The 20,056-nt window shown below is 46.0% G+C and carries 26 protein-coding genes and 5 tRNA genes; 8 read left to right on the top strand and 23 right to left on the bottom strand.

The window, feature by feature from the left end; translation table 11 throughout:
* The 4 genes from VFH06_00290 to VFH06_00305 all read right to left on the bottom strand — a co-directional run.
* On the bottom strand, window positions 1–266 hold a 266-nt coding region (locus tag VFH06_00290; protein ID HET6746531.1), incomplete at its 3' end, for an NUDIX domain-containing protein.
* 34 nt (window positions 267–300) lie between these two features.
* Window positions 301–377, bottom strand: a tRNA-Pro gene (locus tag VFH06_00295).
* A gap of 180 nt (window positions 378–557) precedes the next feature.
* Entirely contained in the window at window positions 558–1,190 is a 633-nt protein-coding gene (locus VFH06_00300) for a site-2 protease family protein (GenBank protein HET6746532.1), read from the bottom strand.
* Window positions 1,191–1,209: 19 nt separating this feature from the next.
* Window positions 1,210–1,920 carry an NUDIX domain-containing protein gene (locus VFH06_00305; protein HET6746533.1) on the bottom strand — a complete coding sequence of 237 codons (711 nt, stop codon included), beginning with the start codon at window positions 1,918–1,920 and terminating at the stop codon, window positions 1,210–1,212.
* A 138-nt stretch (window positions 1,921–2,058) separates the two neighbouring features.
* Between VFH06_00305 and rpmB the strand changes: the two genes are divergently transcribed.
* Window positions 2,059–2,262 (top strand): 50S ribosomal protein L28, encoded by a 204-nt coding sequence (gene rpmB / locus VFH06_00310; protein ID HET6746534.1) that lies wholly within the window; start codon window positions 2,059–2,061, stop codon window positions 2,260–2,262.
* Window positions 2,263–2,320: 58 nt separating this feature from the next.
* On the opposite strand, the gene VFH06_00315 is transcribed toward rpmB, so the two are convergent.
* The 5 genes from VFH06_00315 to thrS are packed head-to-tail and all read right to left on the bottom strand — an operon-like array spanning window position 2,321 to window position 6,597.
* Window positions 2,321–2,959 carry an MBL fold metallo-hydrolase gene (locus tag VFH06_00315; GenBank protein ID HET6746535.1) on the bottom strand — a complete coding sequence of 213 codons (639 nt, stop codon included), beginning with the start codon at window positions 2,957–2,959 and terminating at the stop codon, window positions 2,321–2,323.
* Window positions 2,960–2,971: 12 nt separating this feature from the next.
* Entirely contained in the window at window positions 2,972–3,559 is a 588-nt protein-coding gene (locus VFH06_00320; GenBank protein ID HET6746536.1) for a transcriptional regulator, read from the bottom strand.
* 47 nt (window positions 3,560–3,606) lie between these two features.
* The gene (locus VFH06_00325; protein HET6746537.1) at window positions 3,607–4,485 is read right to left on the bottom strand and encodes a tRNA (adenosine(37)-N6)-dimethylallyltransferase MiaA; all 879 of its coding nucleotides are present in this window, start codon (window positions 4,483–4,485) and stop codon (window positions 3,607–3,609) included.
* Window positions 4,446–4,787 carry an MGMT family protein gene (locus VFH06_00330; GenBank protein HET6746538.1) on the bottom strand — a complete coding sequence of 114 codons (342 nt, stop codon included), beginning with the start codon at window positions 4,785–4,787 and terminating at the stop codon, window positions 4,446–4,448. Before VFH06_00330 ends, VFH06_00325 begins: the two co-directional genes overlap by 40 nt.
* 1 nt (window position 4,788) lies before the next feature.
* A complete protein-coding gene (gene thrS / locus VFH06_00335) occupies window positions 4,789–6,597 on the bottom strand; it encodes a threonine--tRNA ligase (protein HET6746539.1) in 1,809 nt (602 codons plus the stop codon).
* A 273-nt stretch (window positions 6,598–6,870) separates the two neighbouring features.
* Between thrS and VFH06_00340 the strand changes: the two genes are divergently transcribed.
* Window positions 6,871–6,947, top strand: a tRNA-Val gene (locus VFH06_00340).
* 60 nt (window positions 6,948–7,007) lie between these two features.
* Complete coding sequence (locus VFH06_00345; protein HET6746540.1) at window positions 7,008–7,307, top strand: hypothetical protein; 300 nt, start codon at window positions 7,008–7,010, stop codon at window positions 7,305–7,307.
* A 209-nt stretch (window positions 7,308–7,516) separates the two neighbouring features.
* Here the strand turns inward: VFH06_00345 and VFH06_00350 are convergent, their stop codons facing one another.
* The gene (locus VFH06_00350) at window positions 7,517–8,005 is read right to left on the bottom strand and encodes an NUDIX domain-containing protein (protein ID HET6746541.1); all 489 of its coding nucleotides are present in this window, start codon (window positions 8,003–8,005) and stop codon (window positions 7,517–7,519) included.
* A gap of 150 nt (window positions 8,006–8,155) precedes the next feature.
* Here VFH06_00350 and VFH06_00355 point away from each other — a divergent pair, with 150 nt between their 5' ends.
* Window positions 8,156–8,278 carry a hypothetical protein gene (locus tag VFH06_00355; GenBank protein HET6746542.1) on the top strand — a complete coding sequence of 41 codons (123 nt, stop codon included), beginning with the start codon at window positions 8,156–8,158 and terminating at the stop codon, window positions 8,276–8,278.
* A 513-nt stretch (window positions 8,279–8,791) separates the two neighbouring features.
* Here the strand turns inward: VFH06_00355 and VFH06_00360 are convergent.
* The 3 genes from VFH06_00360 to VFH06_00370 all read right to left on the bottom strand — a co-directional run bounded on the left by VFH06_00360 (window position 8,792) and on the right by VFH06_00370 (window position 10,946).
* On the bottom strand, window positions 8,792–10,468 hold the full coding sequence (locus VFH06_00360; GenBank protein ID HET6746543.1) for a hypothetical protein: 1,677 nt from the start codon (window positions 10,466–10,468) through the stop codon (window positions 8,792–8,794).
* Between the two features lie 3 nt (window positions 10,469–10,471).
* Entirely contained in the window at window positions 10,472–10,846 is a 375-nt protein-coding gene (locus VFH06_00365; GenBank protein ID HET6746544.1) for a hypothetical protein, read from the bottom strand.
* A gap of 24 nt (window positions 10,847–10,870) precedes the next feature.
* Window positions 10,871–10,946 (bottom strand) — tRNA-Thr (locus VFH06_00370).
* Between the two features lie 117 nt (window positions 10,947–11,063).
* Here VFH06_00370 and VFH06_00375 point away from each other — a divergent pair.
* From VFH06_00375 to VFH06_00385, 3 genes are all read left to right on the top strand, one after another.
* Window positions 11,064–11,139, top strand: a tRNA-Asp gene (locus VFH06_00375).
* A 201-nt stretch (window positions 11,140–11,340) separates the two neighbouring features.
* On the top strand, window positions 11,341–11,778 hold the full coding sequence (locus VFH06_00380; GenBank protein HET6746545.1) for a GNAT family N-acetyltransferase: 438 nt from the start codon (window positions 11,341–11,343) through the stop codon (window positions 11,776–11,778).
* Window positions 11,779–11,859: 81 nt separating this feature from the next.
* Window positions 11,860–12,048, top strand: coding sequence for a hypothetical protein (locus VFH06_00385; GenBank protein ID HET6746546.1), 189 nt, complete (start codon window positions 11,860–11,862; stop codon window positions 12,046–12,048).
* Window positions 12,049–12,157: 109 nt separating this feature from the next.
* Here VFH06_00385 and VFH06_00390 read toward each other — a convergent pair whose 3' ends face one another.
* The 6 genes from VFH06_00390 to VFH06_00415 all read right to left on the bottom strand — a co-directional run bounded on the left by VFH06_00390 (window position 12,158) and on the right by VFH06_00415 (window position 15,854).
* Window positions 12,158–12,754 carry a superoxide dismutase gene (locus VFH06_00390; protein ID HET6746547.1) on the bottom strand — a complete coding sequence of 199 codons (597 nt, stop codon included), beginning with the start codon at window positions 12,752–12,754 and terminating at the stop codon, window positions 12,158–12,160.
* Window positions 12,755–12,765: 11 nt separating this feature from the next.
* Window positions 12,766–13,836: a SurA N-terminal domain-containing protein gene (locus tag VFH06_00395; protein HET6746548.1), complete on the bottom strand. Its 1,071-nt coding sequence runs from the start codon at window positions 13,834–13,836 to the stop codon at window positions 12,766–12,768.
* Complete coding sequence (locus VFH06_00400; protein HET6746549.1) at window positions 13,817–14,353, bottom strand: PH domain-containing protein; 537 nt, start codon at window positions 14,351–14,353, stop codon at window positions 13,817–13,819. The genes VFH06_00395 and VFH06_00400 overlap by 20 nt, the downstream gene beginning before the upstream one ends.
* A gap of 10 nt (window positions 14,354–14,363) precedes the next feature.
* A tRNA-Arg gene (locus VFH06_00405) sits at window positions 14,364–14,440 on the bottom strand.
* Window positions 14,441–14,506: 66 nt separating this feature from the next.
* The gene (locus VFH06_00410) at window positions 14,507–15,028 is read right to left on the bottom strand and encodes a nucleoside-diphosphate kinase (protein HET6746550.1); all 522 of its coding nucleotides are present in this window, start codon (window positions 15,026–15,028) and stop codon (window positions 14,507–14,509) included.
* 31 nt (window positions 15,029–15,059) lie between these two features.
* On the bottom strand, window positions 15,060–15,854 hold the full coding sequence (locus tag VFH06_00415) for an undecaprenyl-diphosphate phosphatase (protein ID HET6746551.1): 795 nt from the start codon (window positions 15,852–15,854) through the stop codon (window positions 15,060–15,062).
* 46 nt (window positions 15,855–15,900) lie between these two features.
* Between VFH06_00415 and xerA the strand changes: the two genes are divergently transcribed.
* Window positions 15,901–16,815 (top strand): site-specific tyrosine recombinase/integron integrase, encoded by a 915-nt coding sequence (gene xerA / locus VFH06_00420; protein HET6746552.1) that lies wholly within the window; start codon window positions 15,901–15,903, stop codon window positions 16,813–16,815.
* On the opposite strand, the gene VFH06_00425 is transcribed toward xerA, so the two are convergent.
* Genes VFH06_00425 through VFH06_00440 form a run of 4 tightly spaced genes read right to left on the bottom strand, consistent with a single transcriptional unit; the run spans window position 16,816 to window position 20,048 of the window.
* Complete coding sequence (locus VFH06_00425) at window positions 16,816–18,003, bottom strand: hypothetical protein (protein ID HET6746553.1); 1,188 nt, start codon at window positions 18,001–18,003, stop codon at window positions 16,816–16,818. It lies immediately after the preceding gene.
* Entirely contained in the window at window positions 18,003–18,707 is a 705-nt protein-coding gene (locus VFH06_00430) for a prepilin-type N-terminal cleavage/methylation domain-containing protein (GenBank protein ID HET6746554.1), read from the bottom strand. The genes VFH06_00425 and VFH06_00430 overlap by 1 nt, the downstream gene beginning before the upstream one ends.
* Entirely contained in the window at window positions 18,694–19,320 is a 627-nt protein-coding gene (locus VFH06_00435; GenBank protein ID HET6746555.1) for a hypothetical protein, read from the bottom strand. The genes VFH06_00430 and VFH06_00435 overlap by 14 nt, the downstream gene beginning before the upstream one ends.
* Window positions 19,311–20,048 carry a hypothetical protein gene (locus VFH06_00440; GenBank protein ID HET6746556.1) on the bottom strand — a complete coding sequence of 246 codons (738 nt, stop codon included), beginning with the start codon at window positions 20,046–20,048 and terminating at the stop codon, window positions 19,311–19,313. The genes VFH06_00435 and VFH06_00440 overlap by 10 nt, the downstream gene beginning before the upstream one ends.
* Window positions 20,049–20,056: the final 8 nt, after the last annotated feature.

The following is a 20,056-nucleotide window of genomic DNA, read 5'->3' on the forward strand; positions in this document are numbered from 1 at the left end:
AGGTACAAGATGAATACATACTGGATATCTCTATCGTCATGGTCTATATATGTTAATACATCAAAAAGCTGAGCTGTTTGGATAACCAAGCCGGCATCTTTTTGTAAATATCTGGCAAGTGCATCTTCAGGTTGCTCGCCATAGTCTAAGCGCCCCCCCGGAAGCTCAAACTTACCTAAAATTGAGGGACGTCCCGTAGAACGTCGCAACAAAAGTGTCTTCTCATCTTTCCGGATAATAGCTCGGACAGCAATTCGTTGGTTCATGTTTATTTCCGCCTGACTTGAAAAATAATACTGATGGTCGGGATGACAAGACTTGAACTTGCGACCTCACGGCCCCCAGCCGTGCGCGCTACCAGGCTGCGCCACATCCCGTCATAAAATCCCAGAACACCACTGTTGGCGCTTGATATTCCTCGCGACATTGCAAGGTGGGTGCTCTCAACGTATTTCCACGGAAATACATCATATTAAGCTCCCTATCAATATGATATTCAGGAAAATCATATACGCCTAGGTATGTCCTGGGACTCTTTTATTATAGCACTTCTCTTCTTACGAAATGCTGAAGATATGACTAAATACTGTCACAAAAAAGTCTATAGCAGAGCTCATAAAGGCTCCTATTAGCGGGCTTAGGAGAAGAACGAGGAGAAAAACAAAGATAATCCCATATCGTTCAATCGCCTCCATTCCCCTTCGAACAAACTCGGGCGCAAGCGCATACAATACGCGTGAGCCATCCAGAGGCGGAATAGGAATAATGTTAAAAACGAAAAAGCCGAGGTTCACATATACAGCAGCATGGAGAATTAATGCGCCAACTCCATCTTGAGGTAGCCCACAGATAACAAAAATGCCGAACGAGATGAATGCAAGCAGAAGGTTGGTAAGAGGTCCCGCAATCGCAATAAGAGCAGCTCCCCATTCGTCATATCGTACCCGCGCAGGATTAAACGGAACCGGCTTGGCGCCACCAAAGATAGGGAGTCCCGCTATCGCAAGCGTCAGAGGAAGCACAAGGGTTAAGAAAGGATCTATGTGTTTTAAAGGGTTAAGAGTAAGACGTCCTTCCAGCTTAGCTGTGTCATCTCCGAGCCAATATCCCGTAAAGGCATGCATTGCCTCATGAAGCGTCATCGACACCAAAATAACTCCAAAAACGATGAGAATATGCACAAAATCCATGTATATCCATTATACAGGACTAATACTCAGATTCGTCGTAATAGAATTGTCTCTCTGCGTAATGAATGTCCCTTTGCATCAGATCAGTGAAATCATCCACACTGACGAACCTCTTAGGTTGCTGGTGAAATTCTTCTATCGTCATCCACTTATTAACTCCTCCCTCAAATTGCTCAATGAGGGCCCCGCTATATTCGGTCGCATAGACACACAGAAAGATCTTATCCTCAAGAAGCTTCCCTGTTTGCTTATTGAAATCTCGTTTATGGTAAAGTGTTTTATACTCAAACTTTGCAGTCAGCCCCGTTTCTTCTAGCAGCTCCCTATTTGCCGCCTCTATAATCGTCTCGCCCCAGCGCATTTTCCCGCCTATACGACCCCAAAAGTCGAAATATGGATTCTTTTTGCGCTGCTGAAAAAGAAATTCGGCCTCTCCCTTATTATTTTTACGTTCAATTGTAATGGCGATTGAGACCTTGGGCTGTTTTTCAATCTCTTTCTCGTCAGTATCCATACGATTAGCGTATTCTTTCCCTTTGTGCGTCAGACGATATATCTTATCTATTTTTTCGACATACCCCTCTTCGACGAGCTTTTTTACGTGGAAGTTAAAGTGATCACTCGTTAGCTTAGTGCCTTTTTGTAGTTCAGCAAAACCCGCATGAGGGGTAAATAACAGATGTCGCAATATAGCTACCTGTGCTTCGTGGGCTTGGGGTTCATAACTCATATGTCTCTCCTTCATATCTAGTTACCTCTAGAATATACCTCGACCTACTATTTTATCTAGTAAAGTCAGCTTCACCTTGACGAAAACCATCAAAAGAGGTAAACTGGTACAGATTGTAAAAATAAGTGGAAATTAATTATGGCATCTCGATGTGAACTTACAGGAAAAGGCGCTTTGACTGGCAACAACGTCAGTTTCTCTTTGCGACGCACAAAACGCCGCTTTAAGCCAAATCTACAAAAGAAAACCTTCGAAGTCGATGGCCAAAAAGTAACTATGATCCTTAGTACTCAGGCTATTCGCACTCTTAAGAAAAAAGGCATTTTAGCAAAAGCCGCTTAGGTTATATCTACAAAAAATTAGCCTCTTTCGAGGCTAATTTTTGTTATGGTAGCAACTTCTACGAAATGCTTAGCGCAAGCGTCGTAAGTGTAGCCGGAAGCGAAGCGACGCCCTTTACCTTGAATTTACCTTCGATCTTTTCCACGGGAGCAGCCAATTCTTTTGTAAACACCTCGAGACTCTCCTGAGGCACCTCGTAAGTAAGCGTACTATCCGCATAATGTACAGGAATAACTACCTTGGGATCCACACTACGGACGATAGCAGCGGCGCTCGTGGCATCAAGGGTAAGTCCGCCACCACCTACAGGAAGGATCAACACATCTACGACACCTATCTCTTCCAATTGATCTTCACTCAACTTAGGGGCAACATTACCTAAAAGTGCAATTCTTACATCACCTACTTCTATTCGATAAATTGTAGACTTCTTCTCATCAGTTTCGTTATCGATATGGCGATGAGCACTTATCCCCTGAATAGAAAAGTCCCCTACCTCATATTCGCCCGGACCCTCCGCATTCAAAATAGCCTCGGGATCATTAATAGCAAACCGCTCCTCTGTAGCAAGCTCTATTTTCCCTTTTGTAACAAGCGGCTTAAGGCCAACGACGGTCAGATTCGGGTCAATTACCAATTCGCTTTTTTTAGTGGCGATAACCACGCCGTTTCCACCTTTATACTCGATATCAAACATATAGCTCCTCTCTTACGGTTTCAGCACTTTATCGGTATCTAGCAATACAGCATGCTTACCATTCAATATCTCTGTAATAAACTTATCACGAACGCTAAGCCTATAATAGAACTCATCGTAGCTTATCACGCTGTAATTTATTTCCCTACCCTCGATTTTCTCTATTTGCTTAACCACATTCTTTACTTTCACAGCCGAAACGTTTCCTACGACCAGGAGATCAATACCAACTCCTGAGCCCCTAACTAACACGCCTGCAAGAAGAACGATACGAACACCACTGAGCCCCTCAAGAAGATTGTGCCAACTATCCTGACGGTTAGTCGGACTCACCTCACTTATTTTTTCGTCTGCAAAAATGGCCCGAAACGGCACATAGTATTCATACCTCTGATTCACCTCATAGTACAATTTATTGTCCGCCGTATCACTCGTAATAATCCCTACATTAAGCATATTTGCCAATTCTCTACGAACCGAATTTATTTGTTCATCGATAAGTCGGGTAATCTCACGAACGTAAAAAGACTTGCCTGGGTTATTCAGGAAAAGGTGGAGTAGCTTTACTCTCGTTTTTGAACCAAATAGTGCATCAATCATCTCTCTACCTCGAGTAACTTTCGTGTTCTATAATAGCATGCTTCGTACTACTTGGCGAGTAGACCAGAAATATAGTGCTCGGCATCTCCTAAGTTAGCCCAATAGATGGATCGGTTTCGCCGCAGCCATGTCATTTGGCGCTTAGCAAGTTGACGATCCAATGTTGTAAATTTATCTTTCATTTCTTCTTCCTTCAGTTCTCCCGATAGATAAAGTCGAACGATTTTGTAGATATTTCCCGTAAAAGCTTCGCTCTCCCAGCCATACTTTTTGCCTAACTTTATTGCTTCTTCCACAACACCGTTTTGAAATAATTGTTCAGTTCGCAGTGCAATCCTTTTATCAAGAATGGGCTTTCCCGTAGAAATTCCTACAATAATACTATTGCTTATTGGTTCACTTTTTCTCCTTAAATTGACACCTTTCTGCTCAATAGCACGAATAAGATACCGTTTGTTTTGAACATTTTGCGGCAACACTATGCTGTTTTTGCGACAATATTCTTGTAATTCCAGAAGAGACAGTCCTTCAAGCATTTGGCGCTGGCTTGGGTCAGTATTGGGACCAAACTGATAATCAAAAAGAATCGCATCAATATAAAGCCCTGTTCCGCCTACAAGAAACGGTATACGTCCCCGTGCCCGTATCTCCCCTATCTTTGCCTCGGCATAGCTCTTAAAGTCTGCCGCCGTAAAGCGTTCACCTGGCTCTACTAAATCAATACCCCAGTGAGGCACTTCCGCCTGTTCCTCTGCCGTCGGCTTAGCCGTTCCAATGTCCATTCCACGGTAGATCGTTCTTGAGTCGGCACAAATAATCTCACCGTTGTACTTTTTAGCAAGTTTTATCGCGAGCGCAGTCTTGCCGCTCGCTGTCGGCCCGGCTATTACAACCAAGGGAAGCTGGTCTGGGGATCGAGATTCCATCGTACATCCTTAAAGTTATCAATGATAAAATCCGTACACATAACACCCTCTTGGGCCAAGAGCTGTTCCTGCGCTTCTCGACCACCGTGAAAACCTGACGCCAGTCCACCAAACCGATTCACTAATCTATGCCACGGCAACTCTATAGGGCCATGATGAGCAACGCCACCTACAATTCGGGCTGCATTCGCCCTACCCGCAAGACCAGCAACATCTCCATAAGTTATAACGCGTCCATAGGGCACCTGCGCCATAATTTCGTACACTTTTTCGCGAAAGCCAACAGGAACTTCCTCTTTCACTTTAAAGCCCTTTCAAGTAGTCCTGAAGCCTATCGAGAGAAACTTTCTCTTCACTGTCACGAGTACGCACACTTACCTCTCGCGCCTCTTTGTCCTTAGGCCCGATGATTAGCTGAACAGGAATTTTCCAAGAGGTCGCCTCGCGAATCTTCTTGCCAAGGCTTTCATTGCGATCATCGCGTGTAAATCGAATTTCATTGTACTTAACAGGCTGCATCAACACGGTATTCTGAAGAACCTTTTCAATTTCATCGACATAATCCAGCACCGTATCATTAATAGTAAGGATACGAACCTGCTCCGGTGCTACCCATAACGGGAACCAGCCTCCAGTGTGTTCGATATAGATACTAAGGAAGCGCTCGATAGATCCCAGCAAAGCGCAGTGCACCATAACAGGTCGGCGTTTTTCACCAGCTTCATCTGTATATTCAAGACCGAACCGTTCAGGCATAGCATAGTCAAGTTGGACGGTAGCAAGCTGGAATTTGCGCCCAAGAGCATCGGTTGCCATAAAGTCCATCTTCGGACCATAAATCGCAGCCTCACCAATTCCAACTTCGTACTCAAGCTCAAACTTTTCTGCCAAGTGCTTAATCGATCCTTGTGCCCGTTCCCACACCTCAGGATCGCCAAGATAGTTGTCGGCGTCATCCCGAAATGAAAGACGAAGAGAAAGTTTCAATCCAAGTAATTCATACATCTCTTGGGCGCTGGCTATCAGCTCAGAAAATACACTTTCTACCTGTTCTTCCGCACAGAAAACATGCGAATCATCTTGAGTGATTGCGCGGACACGGTTCAAGCCTCCGAGCTCACCGCTTTTCTCGTCGCGAAACACAGTTGTTGTTTCCAGGTACTTGATAGGAAGTTCACGATAACTTCGTGGCCGGCCTGCAAATATCTGAGTATGATGCGGACAGTTTACAGGCTTAAGGGCAAGCTCGTCACCTGATTCCATTGAGGTGAATCTCAGTAATTCTGGAAACTTTTCAAAATGGCCGGAGGTCTTATATGTGTCTAACTTTGCGATATGGGGGATCCAGACTTTCTCATAGCCATTTTTACTACGATATGACTGTGCAAGTTCATTAATTTTATCCCGAAGAATAGTCCCTCTTGGGGTAAACAGGGGGAGGCCAGCACCTATGAGTGTTGAACTTGTATAGATATCCAGGTCTTTCCCTAGCTTACGGTGATCACGTTGCTTAGCCTGCTCAAGGCGCTCCAAATAGTCGTCCAATTCTACTTTTGTTGTAAAAGCAACACCATATAACCGCTGCATTTGGGGGTTGTTTTCTTTACCACGCCAGTATGCGCCGGCTACTCGCATCAGTTTAAAGGCCCCTACTTCTTTCGTATTTGCCACATGAGGGCCCCTACAAAGATCGGTGAAGTCTCCGTTTTTAAAGAAGGATACTTCATCCAGAGCCGCATCGCCCTCAGCGATTGTGCCCATAGCTTCACTATCGATATCTTTTGCGACTGTTGTTCCCGCGCGCTTCAAATCATTAAGAAGCTCTTCTTTATAAGGCTGGTTATTTTCTTTAGCCCAGGCGATTGCCTCGTCAATCGGCATCGTAAACCGCTCAAAGGGCTGTCCTTCATTAATGATCTGCCGCATCACTTTCTCAATTTTAGCGAAGTCAGCCTCGGAGACCTTCTGCGCCCCCAGATCAATGTCATAGTAAAAGCCATTTTCAACAACAGGTCCCACGCCAAACTTCGCCTCTGGCCAAAGTTTTTTGACCGCAGAAGCGGTAATATGCGCCAAACTGTGCCGCATTGCATGTAATTGTTCGTTACTCATAATGCCTCCTCTTTTAGTTTAAATAATAAAAACATGCGATAACTGGTTTTAATAGCGTTAAATCCATATATCGCATGTCTCGGACCCTTTTATGGGCGGTTCCACCGGACTTCCTGAAAAACTCAGGCACTTATGAAGCAACGTTTACGTACGTCACTCCTCCCACGGAGTTCAGCGGATGGTTGGGCCGCGTCGTCACTCTATCACATAATAATCACTTACCCTTGTTATTGCAAGTCCCTCCTCTGTTTGCTATGCTATTTAAGGCTGAACGGGCGATTAGCTCAGCTGGCTAGAGCGCCACATTGACGTTGTGGAGGTCAGAGGTTCGACTCCTCTATCGCCCACCAAAAAGATTAGAGGTCCTTCTCCCAGGAGGGCTTTTATTATCTTATGCTATAGTTTGGTATATGATTCGCGGATTTCTTTTTGACTATGATGGTGTTATGACTCGAAGCAACGATGCCAAATACACCCCTCCTGAAAAACTTGCAACTACGCTCAATATGCCTAAGGATAAAGTAAATGATATTTTTATGTCAGTCTGGCCCGACTATCTACGAGGCCGCATCACCGATGAGACTCTCTGGAAAACTATTGAGAGACGAACGGGCCAAGTTATCCCATCGGGCTTCTTACGAATGTTACGCCTACGACTGAACGTGAGGTACGGGAAGGTGGTGGCTACGAAAGCTTTGATTTCACTATAAAATCGTGCGAGGTAGGCTACGCTAAACCAGATGGTGAAATATACACCATAGCGCTCGAACACTTTGCGGATCTCTCACCGGAAGAGATAGTCTATATTGATGATCGCGAACGGTTTTTGGTCCCCGCTCGAGCTCTAGGAATGACAGCAATTCTCTCCACGAATAGTCAGCAGGTTATCTCTGATATCCACCAGCTTCTTGGTAAATAATCACGGGAAAAGTGCTAAAATCTCAGGCATCACCTGAATGTACTTCTCTGGATTATGGCGGAGCTCTTCTAATAGTTGACTCCGAGGTATCCAAGCAATTTGTTCCACTTCTTCTCGTTGAATTGTAAATGCTTCGATTGGCAGATCTACCGTAGCACTATACCACTGAACAAAGTAATCACAAGGAGAAGTGATAAATTGCTTAGGACCTTCTTTAACAATAACACCAGAAAGACCCAGTTCTTCTTCGGCTTCGCGAAGAACCGTATCTACATACGAGTCTTCGCCCTCAACAGTCCCACCAACTGCTTCCGCCCATTTTCCTGGATCTACTTTCTTATCAAACTTGCGCTGAGCTAGAAGGATATCGCCCCTATTGTTGGTAATCCATAAGGAAGCTGTTCGAAAGATATCCGAACTATAATCAACTTCTTCGCGCTCTTTATAGACAATGATATGGTCGTCCTTATCGACGATAGGAATTTTCATGATGAGCTTAAGTATAACAAAGGAGACTTTTTTCTCACAAGTTTTCCACGAAAAAAATAGCTTTTATATCTCTGTTTTCATTTCATATATGATATATTTTCTCCATCCTGCATGATTGACATTTTTATATGCTTATGCTAATATTAAAGTATGGCTAAAGATACCATACGGCACAAACCATCTGCGCTAGAAAAAGTCCCTATCTCATTTGAATATGATATGACTTGGCGTGATGCAAAAAAAGCTATTCGCGTTCGTACCCATAAGCAATAGTTTACAGTTAAGTAAATACCGGAGACACTCCTTACCTGGGAGTGTCTCTTTTCATCCACATTCTTTTTTATGGTTTTCCACTAGCTTTTTATATAGCTGTATGTCAATATATAGACATGTTTTGCATAAATTGTTTTCACCCAAAGACGCAGGTCGTTAACTCTCGGCCCAAGAAAAAACAGCCACTCATATGGCGCCGACGTTTTTGTTCTAACTGTAAGGTTGTCTTTACAACCCATGAATCACCTTCTTTGGCTGAGAATGCTATGGTACATCGTCCAGACAAAGCTGAGCCCTTCAATTTGGGGCGACTCACGCTTAGCCTTGCAAAAGCATTCACTCACTCCGAAACATCCGCAAAGCTCCACACGCTAGAGCTTGCCCGAACTATCGAGACTACCCTTTCTACTCAGGTAGAGGTCCTCACCCCTGAAGAAATAGCAGCCTGCGCACACGGAGTTTTAAAGCGATTTGACGAACTGGCAGCCCTTCAATATGCTGCGCAACATCAGCTTATCGTTTCAACCCGGCAGCGCCGTGGACGCCCTTCGACCGCCTGGCGCGGGCAACCGACTGATGAGTCGCCTTCTCGGTGACATCGAATTTGTCGAGATATTTGCCGAGGAGAAGGTGTGTTTGTGCATTGAACGCTGCAAATGCACTGTAAGCGATCGCCGTGACAGGCATGAGCCCCCATTGAAGAAGCATCCAGATGGTCCGATGCCGCTTATATCTTTCTGGACGAGGCGGTAGCATTTTAAACGCCAAGAAGATAGTAATAACCAGGCCTATCATCGCCACCCTCTGCACTCCACTTACCACCTCTGGAAGTTGATGCGCGGCAATATCACGAGCAGCCTGACTGTTAACAAGAAGCGGTATCCAGCCCCCTACAGCTACAAGGATTGGTACGCTGGCTAGCGTAACATGCCCATCAACAAGGCGAAGGAGCCGGGCTAAGCCCGCAAAGAAAGGAACGTTCCTTTGCTTTGAGAACAAGCGCGTTGCAACGTAAGGTATATCTGAAGCGCCATATGCCCACCTTCGAAGCTGAATAAATTGGGCTTTAAGGGTGCGAGGGTAAGTGTCCGCAAGAACGGCGTCTTGATAAATTGGAACATACACTGGTATAACAGAGTAGTTTCCACCAAAATAGAAATAACTTCGCCAATACTGGTGGCCATCTTCTACGATACTTCGCTTACTCCAGAAGTCCATCTCAACCAATGCATCCATGGGCTGAGAATGGGAGGCGAAATTCCTTAGCGTATGAGGCCGCATTGAACTGATAATATTCCAAAATGAGTTGCCCGTCGCCAACACCCGCATCGGTGCCGGAGCATCCCAAATATTATTCAAAAAAAGGGCTATCGGCTGGTATGAGAGATGCTTGCGATCTTCGTGCACGATATACTCGTACGTTACATAGTCAAAATAGGTCGCGTGGGGACGGTTATCGCTATCGAGAGTAGTGACAATGACATTTTTGTATTCAATGTTTTCCTTTTTGAGCCAGTCTTTTAAGAAATGTCCGGCAAACGTAATGTTGCTTCCTTTACCTCGAATCTCGTCTGGAAGGCCGTCAGGGTGCTCAATAACGTGAAACGCTTTGAATGAATGAGCAAACTTTTCTTTCAGCCTTGCCGCCGTAGCTGCGATAGCTTCGCCTCCCCTGCTTTCATATGTAAAAACAACGATCAGCTTATCATTATCAAACGTTGTATCAGAGACGGACTGGATGGTCGGCTCGATGACTTCGTAGGACTCGTTATATGCGGCAACTATAACGGCGTTATATACCTCCGAGGGCTTTGGAAACGCCGCCGGGTCGGCAGCCATAAGACGAAGATTTTCTTTGTGAACTTCGAATCCGAACCCTTTGGAGCGAGCAAGTTTCTCCTGCTTGTAGCTCTTCACCGGATCCTCAAGCTGGAGAAGCCTTGCACGCCAGTCAACGTTCTGAGCTCTATCAAGCCTGTTGCGGCCGCCAACCGTATGGATTGCGATACCTATAGCTTTTACAAGTACCGTAATGATAATGAGGAGTAGATAGACAGCTGCCGCTAGTGGGCTAAAGAAAGATAGTATAACAAGCAACAAAAGCATACCGTAGCTTAAGATAGCAGGAAGCATTTCAAAAAAACGGTAGAACCGCGTACGTTTTTTTAGAGGTAGCTCTAGATCTAGCATAGATTAAAGGAATGCCACCCTTAGGACTGCCCAAGTTGTAAACCAGACAATAACCGCAAGGAGGATACTAAACCAAACAAATGCCAGTGCAAGCGTACGACGACCCTGAGTGAAAAGTTTCACCGTTAAGACAGTGTGCGCGATTGCCATCAGAGCACCAACAACGATGAAGTTAATAAAATAATACCATTTATCGCGATAGAAACTTGTTTCGCCGAACGAGCTATAGTGCACCGCCACTTGAAGGTCACTTGGCCTCAAGGAAACACCCACATAGATAGAGTAAGCTACGATAATGAGAATAAACAGCAAAAGCAGCAACGCAAGCGCCCTATCGGCGATAATGAGTTTAATGTAATTAATGCCTGCTGTTTTCATATTTTTCCTATAAGAGATCGACCATGGAGCCGCTGACCGGATTTGAACCGGTGACCTACGCTTTACGAAAGCGCCGCTCTACCAGCTGAGCTACAGCGGCATCTATGTAAGTCTCTTGGTTATTATAGCACCGCCCGGACATCCAACAAATAGTCTCTTTCCCTGTTGCGCCTCAAGGCAAAAACTGCTATCATGTGTGGAGCTAAGATAGCATCATGGGCTCGTAGTGAAGGGGTTATCACGCCTCCCTGTCACGGAGGAGATCGCCGGTTCAAATCCGGTCGGGCCCGCCAAGATATGATTCAAATTCACCTCATCGTCTTATGACACCTTGATGGGGTGAATTTTTTATAAAGACAATCGAGCCTATGATAGGTTTATACTTTGTTGAAAGGACCTCGACGCAAAGGCCGAATGGCCGTCCCGGTGAATACCTGTATGTACTGACGAGTGGACATTGATTCTGCCTTCTTTCCATGTCATCATATTCGTAGATGCAAGCAATTCACTATACTGAACTGACTCCAGATGCCGTCACGGCTTCTACTATTAGCAGCCTTAATCGTCTTCTTCCCCAGTTATCTCCAGATATTAAGCCGCTCAATCGTGAGTGGCTTGAATATATTTTGGCCAACAACACCCGAATCTTCATTGCCCTGGATGGTGATCGTATAGTCGGCACCGCCCTTCTCTGCTCCATGGTCATCTTGGTTGGGCAGAAGGACTGGATAGAAGACGTTGTGGTTGATAGGGCTTATCGAGGGAAAGGTATTGCTTCAAGGCTAATGGATATAGCGGAGAGTGCTAGTAGACAAAGCCCAGCTAAGAACATCAACCTCACTTCGAGTTCCCACCGAGAAGGCGCTCGGGGTATGTACGTGAAGCGTGGATACAAACTTCGAGATACAAGTGTCTTTCGCTTAGAGAGATAGACTTTCTGATATGACATCACGGAGATGCTGGATGAGCTATCCGATAATTTTCAAGGTGAGTCGTAAGCCACCGGGAAGATAGTGTTAATCTTCACCTATATTGACGATGAGCACCTTGCCGTGGGTATTGTTGCACTCGACAAGCGTATGGGTCAACGCACGCTTTTTATGATTTTTCAAGAGCGTTACCCTTCGGGAACGGCAGTCACGAGAAAAGCGAAGTTATCCTTGACCAAGGATGGTTCACTTTTGGCCAAGCCGAAGAGCTAATGCTCGACGGCCAAATAAGCGCTGGACATACGCTTGCGAGCATCGCGCTCGTCAACGCTTTCATTTACCAGAATCCGGACCACTCTATTGTTCGCGTGACTCGATAGTTCTACTTCGACTCGTAACGACTTTGGACGAAGTCCCAATTTACTACACTCCACCATGCTTTAATATAATCATCACGTTTGTTTTTGTAATCAAGATAGTAAGCATGCTCCCAAACATCGAGGCCCAAAAGAGGCGCTTCTAACCCCTGGCTAAGGGGCGTGTCTTGGTTTGGTGTTGTAATAATATCAAGATTCGGCTGAAGCCACGCCCATCCACTTCCAAATACACCAAGAGACTTTGCTGTAAATTCATCTACAAATGCCTGGAAATTTCCGTAACGATCTGTGATCGCCTTTGCCAGATCACCAGTCGGCTCTCCGCCTCCGTCCGGTGACATCCATTGCCAAAATAGGCTGTGGTTATAATGACCACCACCTTGGTTTCGAATAGCCGCCTGAACCGACTCGGGTAGACTGCCTAGGTCCGAAAGGAGCGTCTCGAGAGGACGTTCTTTTAAAGCCGGTGCGGCTTCAAGAGCCGCGTTAAGCTTGTCAACATATGCCTGATGATGCTTATCATGATGGAGTTGCATGATTTCTTTACTGATATACTTACCCAACTGATCGTATTCGTATGGTAAATCCGGTAGTGTGTACATTTCACCCCTCCTTATTGTGTTTGACTATTGTTATCAGTAACCCCTTGAGCCTGCACTTCAGGGATCTGAATAAATTCTTTCACCTTGCCTGCCTTTTTTAATTCCGTAAGGCGTTTGTTAAATTCCGTAAGGGGTATTTTTAGAAAAGCATAGCTTACTTGAGTATCGGTTTTTTCAAGCAGACGGATAAAGTAATAGCCATCACCTGTTGTTGTTTTTATAACGCCAGATACTTCGTCTTTATTTAGCTTCACCGCAGCAGCACTCAAGCCACCATCACGGTTGGTATACGAAACGAGTCCCGAAATTCCCGATTCAACCTTGCTCTCACCACTAAGCTCGGCCGCAATTTTATCGAAGTCGGGACCAGCCGTTTTAATGAGCTCGGCCGCCTTTTCTTCTTTTTGCTTGGCCTGTGTGTCAATTGAGTAAGACACATCTTGGCGTGTGAGCTTCGCTTTTACATCCTCTCTGTACTCATCGGGACTCCAACCAAGCACGTTAAGGGCAGATGCGTCGTATGTCTCCTGAGAGATGCGACCATTTGCCGTATTTCTATCATCATCAATGACTTTATCAATCCGATCGTTTGATATTGTAATACCAAGATCGTGTGCAAGTTTAGCAGCGTAGGCATCGGCAAGAACGGTGTTCATAGACTTTCGCTTTACGAAATCTAGTTGCCGCTTGCCATCTTCGCTGCTAAGATTGAGCTGCTCGCTTCGCTGTAAGTAGTGAGCCGAGCTATTATAGTACATGAGGTAGTCGCCATAACGAACCGACTCTCCGTCAATAGATGCAACCGGTAGCGGTAATACACGTGTTACCCGATAAAAAAAGGTGCTGGTATTTTGAACGATATAAAGCTGCCACCACCCTACAAGCACAACGAGAAGCAGTGCGACGATTGTGACCAAAATCGTATTAAAAACAAGACGGTGTTTGGCATATTGCATCGGGTACTTGAAGCGACGACCGCCAGCCAAGATTCGCTCACGATGCTCTGCGACGGTTTCGTTGGTTATACGAGCAGGTGCTTGTTTGCTTGCTTTATCGCGTCGTTTAAGTCGTAATTTTTTCATAATCCCCTTGCTTCTCGTTACCCACCGCTACAGATACTGCGTCCTGGAGCTTGTTATAAATTTCTTCGGGATGATCAACCTTCTTGATAATGAGGTCGCCAACAACGGTTTGGATGATGATTGTCCCAAATCCAAATATCTCTCCCGTGAATCCAGGTATATTATAGCTTATGTTTTGGATTTTTGATAGATTGAGCTCCACCACATCCTTTCCAAAGAAACCATGTTGCGTCACTTGTCTTATGCGCTGGTCGGTCACGATGTAGATGGTAAAATACCACATGATAAAATGGTACGCAAACAGCAGAATACCAATGATCAAACCAGCAATCGGAAGAAGAAAGAGTTCAATCGTATTTTGCCAGATAAGCGGCGGGATGGCCGAAAGAGCGAACGGAATAAGAAGAAGATAAAATCCCTTTCGCATAGATATCATATGACGACGAAAGATAAATAATAATTGCTCGTCCGCGCGTTGACCGTCAAACTCTGGTTGAAAATCGTCTTTTTTAGTCATAATTCCCCTTTGGTACCCCGGGCAGGAGTCGAACCTGCAACCTTTTCCTTAGGACGGAACTGCTCTATCCAATTGAGCTACCGAGGCGTATTAGGGTTAGTATAGCATAAAAACAGCGGCCGCCTGACCGCTGTTTTTTCATAAAGGATGCCCCTATTTGCGGGCGCTGCCAGGACGTGGCTGAGTAAAGTACTCGTGAACAGTCTGGTATTCGTCATAAATTTCATCTTCAGAGAACCAGTGTTCAATTTCTTGCTTTGCTTCATCAGGATCACCTGACGCGTGAAGGATAGTAGGCAGTGCTACGTTATGAGCGTTGACATGATCAAGGCTAGCGTGGGCGTAGTCACCACGGATTGTCCCCGGTGCCGCTTCTTTGGTATTGGTCGCGCCAACCATTTTGCGTACTAAAACAACAGCTTCAACTCCCTCTAGGATCATTGCGATAACCGGACCCTCTTGCATTGCGCCAAGCTGAACCTTAAACTGGTCTTCGCCTCGCCTCGAAACCATCTTGCCAATTGTTTCGTAGTGATGGAAATAGTGATCCTCATCCGGATTAGCCATTTTCATCGCTACGATTTTTAATCCAACTTTTTCAAATCTGCTTAAGACTTCCCCGACAATGCCGCGCTGTACAGCATCTGGCTTAAAAACAACCAGTGTTCGTTCCATAAGTTATTCTCCTACTTGCTTGTAACGTCTCTTATTTTAGCAAAAGTACAACCGTTAAGATACCCGCGAGGCCAAGCCGATACCAGCCAAATAACGCCAGGCCATGTTTGGATAAGTATTTCATAAGGAAACCTACGGCAATAAGTCCTGAAATAAACGCGACAGCATTACTTAAAAGCAACATTGGTAAGTGATCGAACAGGTAGGCACGGTCGCTTGATTTGACGAGCAGCTTTACTGAAACGCCAATCATAATAGGAAGTGACACTAAAAAACTATATTCTGCTGCCGCCGCTGCATTAAGCCCTGCCAAGCGTCCAGCAATAATTGTCGAGCCGGAACGCGAAACACCTGGGATAAGTGCAAACACTTGCGCAATACCAATCCAGAATGCACGCGATGGTCCTAAATGCTGGCCATGTTCTTTAGGGCTGGCCTTGGGTAACTTGTCGGCCAAAACCATAATTGCCCCTACCGTCGCTAGTGCGACTGTGACGACAATTAAGCTACTAAAGAAAGGTGATGTTTCAATAAAATTAGAAAGGAAAAAGCCAATTGCACCGGCCGGAATGGCTGTAATAAGGATGTTGCGTGCCAGGATGAAGTTACGATTAACAAATACGTCCTTGCAAATTTCAATGATGCGCTTACGGAAGTAAATAACCAGCGCGAAAAGTGTTCCGAAGTTAATAAATTCAATGAATAAGTGGTCGGGTGCCATACCGAATAGCTGCTGCGCAATAACGAGGTGCCCCGAACTACTTACTGGTATGAATTCAGTGAGCCCCTGTACCAGTCCAAGGACAATAGCTTCAATAACATTCATCTCCACTATTATACCCAAGAGCTCTTATCTAGGCTATGCTAATACTATGTATTTAAGCGAACTGATCCTCGATTATATTGAACACCTTGAAGTAGAGGGTGGACGATCTGCTAAGACCGCAGAGAACTATCGTCTCTATTTGGAGCGCCTGGTTGAATTTACGAATGATATAACTGTAGATAAAATAACATCAGAGGTCTTGAGAAAATATAGATTATGGCTTAACAGATACAAAAATAACAACGAGGATGAGTTGGCAACAATTACTCAAAGTTACCATCTTATCGCACTGCGAGGGTTCTTGAATTATCTCGCTAAACGTGACATTCCAAGCCTCAGTCCCGAAAAAGTGGAGCTTCCCAAGATATCGAGAAAGCAGGTCACCTTTCTTCACTTTGACGAGGTAGCCCGTATGCTTGACGCTATCCCTCTTGATGACGAGCAGGGTTTGCGCGATAGAGCCATTGTTGAGCTTCTTTTCTCTAGCGGCCTCCGTGTATCAGAACTAGTTAACCTCAACCGCGACCATGTAAACACAAGACGCCGTGAATTTATGGTTCGCGGTAAAGGTCAGAAAGACCGTCCGGTATTTATTGGTGAGACAGCAGCCCTACGAGTTGAAGACTACCTAAAGGCTCGTCTCGATAACCTTCCTCCTCTTTTTTTAAGCTACAGCCGCAATAACATATCGGGTACTACTGGCGACTACCGCAGGTTAACCGCTCGTAGTATTCAGCGTATTATCTCAAAGTATGCACGGCTTGCGGGGATTACGAAACATGTCAGCCCTCATACTATGCGTCACAGTTTCGCGACCGATCTTCTTATGAATGGTGCCGACCTGCGAAGCGTACAGTCGATGCTTGGCCATAGCAACATTAGCACAACCCAAGCATATACCCACGTTACCGACGAACATCTTCGCGAAGTCTACGAAAAATTCCATAGTGACACCGAATAATTACGGTGTACAGGTACCACCGTTAGAGTAACCATCTTCGGCGTCAGTAACGGTAAAGTTTTTACAAAGATCGCCATTCATATCCACCGCGGCTTCAGGATACGTAAAGTCACCTTGTAGCTCAACCCGAGCCTTTACGCGGCGAAAAAGATCATTGGCACGACCAGTTGAGTCGACCTGTGGCTGTACACGGTTGAAGTAAACGTCGTCCGATCCATTTTTCAACTTGACGCTGACATGCGCGCCATTGTAGAGCGCGGTAAGGCGCAGGAATGCATTGCGATTTGCCGTATTGCCGTCGATAGGGGTCGGCAACATTATGGTCGCCTTACAAACATACTCTGCGCTTAAGAAATCGTTGTTGCAAAGTACCTGCTGCGGCGTGCCGGTAGGTGCCTTTCGCGCATCGAGTGCAAAATCCTTATTCGGCACTCCTGTAGCCGATGGATACAAGAAGAGTGTGTTAGCATTGCTTCTATTGCCCGGCTGGCTATCGTCGAAGTCACTGAGCAAGAAACTTGAACCTGTTTGAATAAGTTGCGTGCGCAGGAGCGGTGGATAGTTTAGCTGCCACTTGCTTCCAATTCGTGGAAGGCTCACATCTGCTCCTGTTGTTGGAAATCCAACGACAGTACTATTGGTAGATGCTGAGACGTCGCTTCGACTGAACCAGCTTACCTCTACCCTGTCGAACGTTCCGACACCGGCAATAGGAACGAGGATCGACTGATTCGTCCCGATTTTATTCGTATAGTCCGCAGTATTGACACCTATTTTGACGCATGTGTAGGCCTCATCGAGTTTGGCAGCGTTATCCCCTATAGACTGCTGAACGATCGTCTCGTTATTTGTCTGGCCGACAAGTCCAGCTTTTACCAATGCATCACAATCTGTCTCATTTTGCCCAGGAGGCGGCGTAAGAGCGCTTGCTATTGCTGCGCAATTAACAGTTGAGGCGGCCGTTCCGTTACGACACGATTCGTCTAGCACAAGGAGGCGCTTGGCGTCTTCAATACCCGCAAGTGCCGCGTCGTTAGCGCTTTGAGATAGATCGTTCATGGTTGCCTGACGTTGATCTCGAAGCATAAGTTGTACAAACCCAACCGTGACGATCGTAAGGAGAAGTGCAGCAAAGATGACCACGAAAAGCGACACCGCTCCCTGCTGGTTCATATGTATTCGTTTCATTACTGACCTCCCGCCGCGTTCCCGGCTCGCGCAATTATATCAAACTGATTCACTGAACAATACGCTTCATCTCCAACTCCTTCAGACGGCGGCTTGCACGATGCATCATTGGTCGTCAGTTGTTCTCTATCGTTGGTGCCGATAGTAAATGACAAGGCATAAAGGGATTGGCCTACTCCGGTATCGTCGGCGGTTTTTTTGATGTCAAAAGCATGGATAACAAGATCTCGATCGCCACTCGAAAGCAAATCACTGCTATCCGCCCTCTTAATTAGCTTCGTAGTATCTTCACACAAAGCGCTCCCCGGATCAAGAACCTTCGCGAATCGTACAGTACTTCCATCGTCATATTTGTTGAATATATCTGATCCGCTAGCGATCACCTTTCCGTAGTTCCAGACGTAACTGTAGTTGCCCAAACATAGGCGTCCGCCACCAGGACGCACTACATACTTAGAGGTCGCCGTTGCAGGAGAGCTATCGACCTTCGGCGTTACATCAAATGGAACCGCGTTTGCAATACTCCGCTGAAACTCGTCACTAAGACTTCGACCGGCCTGATTTACCTCACGCAACGTTATTCCTTTATTATAGATATTACTCACCTGAATCGTTGTCATCGCTATAGCGATCAGTAATACTGCGATAAATGTCATCGCAAGCATCAGCTCGATAAGGGTGAATCCTTTATTATCGCGGCTCATACAACCTCACAATCGTCCCTAATGTCACGGGATTCGAGCTCCCAATGGTGTCCCAGCATGCACGAATATGGAAATCAACGAACCCCGGCCCATCAACGTTGGTAGATGGAACCGCTTCAACCCACAGACCGTAGGCACTATTGATGCTGGAGTCTGGATTATAAATAATTTGCGCAAATGGCGGAAATGATCCACCGGGAGGCGCGGACATTGAAGGAGCACCATTCCACAGCTGAGCCGTACGGGCATTAACAAGGAATGGTTTTTCACCGGGCACTGTAGAAGGACAGGCCGAACCATTAGTCGCCCCAAAGTCAGAAGCGCCATTCGCACCTTTGCCCGTTGCTTTGTTGGTAAGTTTGGGCCATTCTGCCGCAATGCCCGTAGGCGGCGTGCCATCCTTTTGATACGACGCAATGTATGCCTGATGGATATATCGGATAGCTTGAGCTTCACTATCGATCTGTTGCCGCACAAGTGTAATTTCAAGCGCCCGCTGAGCCGACGCCGTTCCCTGATTCATAATAGCCATACTGCCAACTGCTACCATAGCAAATACTGTTACGGCAAAAAGCACCTCTATGATGGTGTCGCCCCGCTGCTTTAGTCGCATACGCTCTCACTTTCGGGAGGAATCAGTACCCCACCCTGGTTGGTTGCATACGCATCGATGCGAACTTCCATACGTCTTCCCACGAATGAGCCTATGTCCGCGTTAACACATAGATCGCGAGGTTGACTGGTGTTGCTCACTGTCACCATCGCATTCGGATTCGTAGTCGCTCCTTCGGTCGTGAAAGTGAATAGTGATCCACTCAGAGGAGAGCGAACAATAAGTATGGAGAGCGAAAACGGTTGCGTCGTCTTTTGGCGAACGATCTGTGCGCCCCAAGAAACATCTTGGGTGACTTGGTCTATCGGCGAGATACTCATGCGATAGTTGGTTGCGATTTCCGCGATATCTCCTGGAAGCACAGCAGCCCCCGGAGTACGATATGCGACCACATTTGAAGCCGTTAGCTTCGTCCCCGAGGCATCGACGGTTATCACTCTTCCAATAATGACGCAGTCGCTTGTTCCACGTGGCTGCCCGCTCGTTACCTCAGTAACAACAGCACCTGTGTCACAGGTCCACCCTGCGGATCGGCTATTATCAACGCTCGTCACTTCACTATATTGATCTTGAATAAAAGATTTAAGGCTATTTACACTATCTCGGTACCGTTGCTGCCCGATTGCCACGCCTGACCCTACTAAAATACCTATCGCAAGCAAGCCCGTGACGGACAGGAAGAGCATTATCTCTATAATTGTAAATCCTGTTTGTGTGTGCTTGCCCATTTGGGCTT

Source organism: Candidatus Saccharimonadales bacterium (genome assembly GCA_035697325.1).
Classification (GTDB): Bacteria; Patescibacteriota; Saccharimonadia; order Saccharimonadales; family Saccharimonadaceae; genus JALRBM01.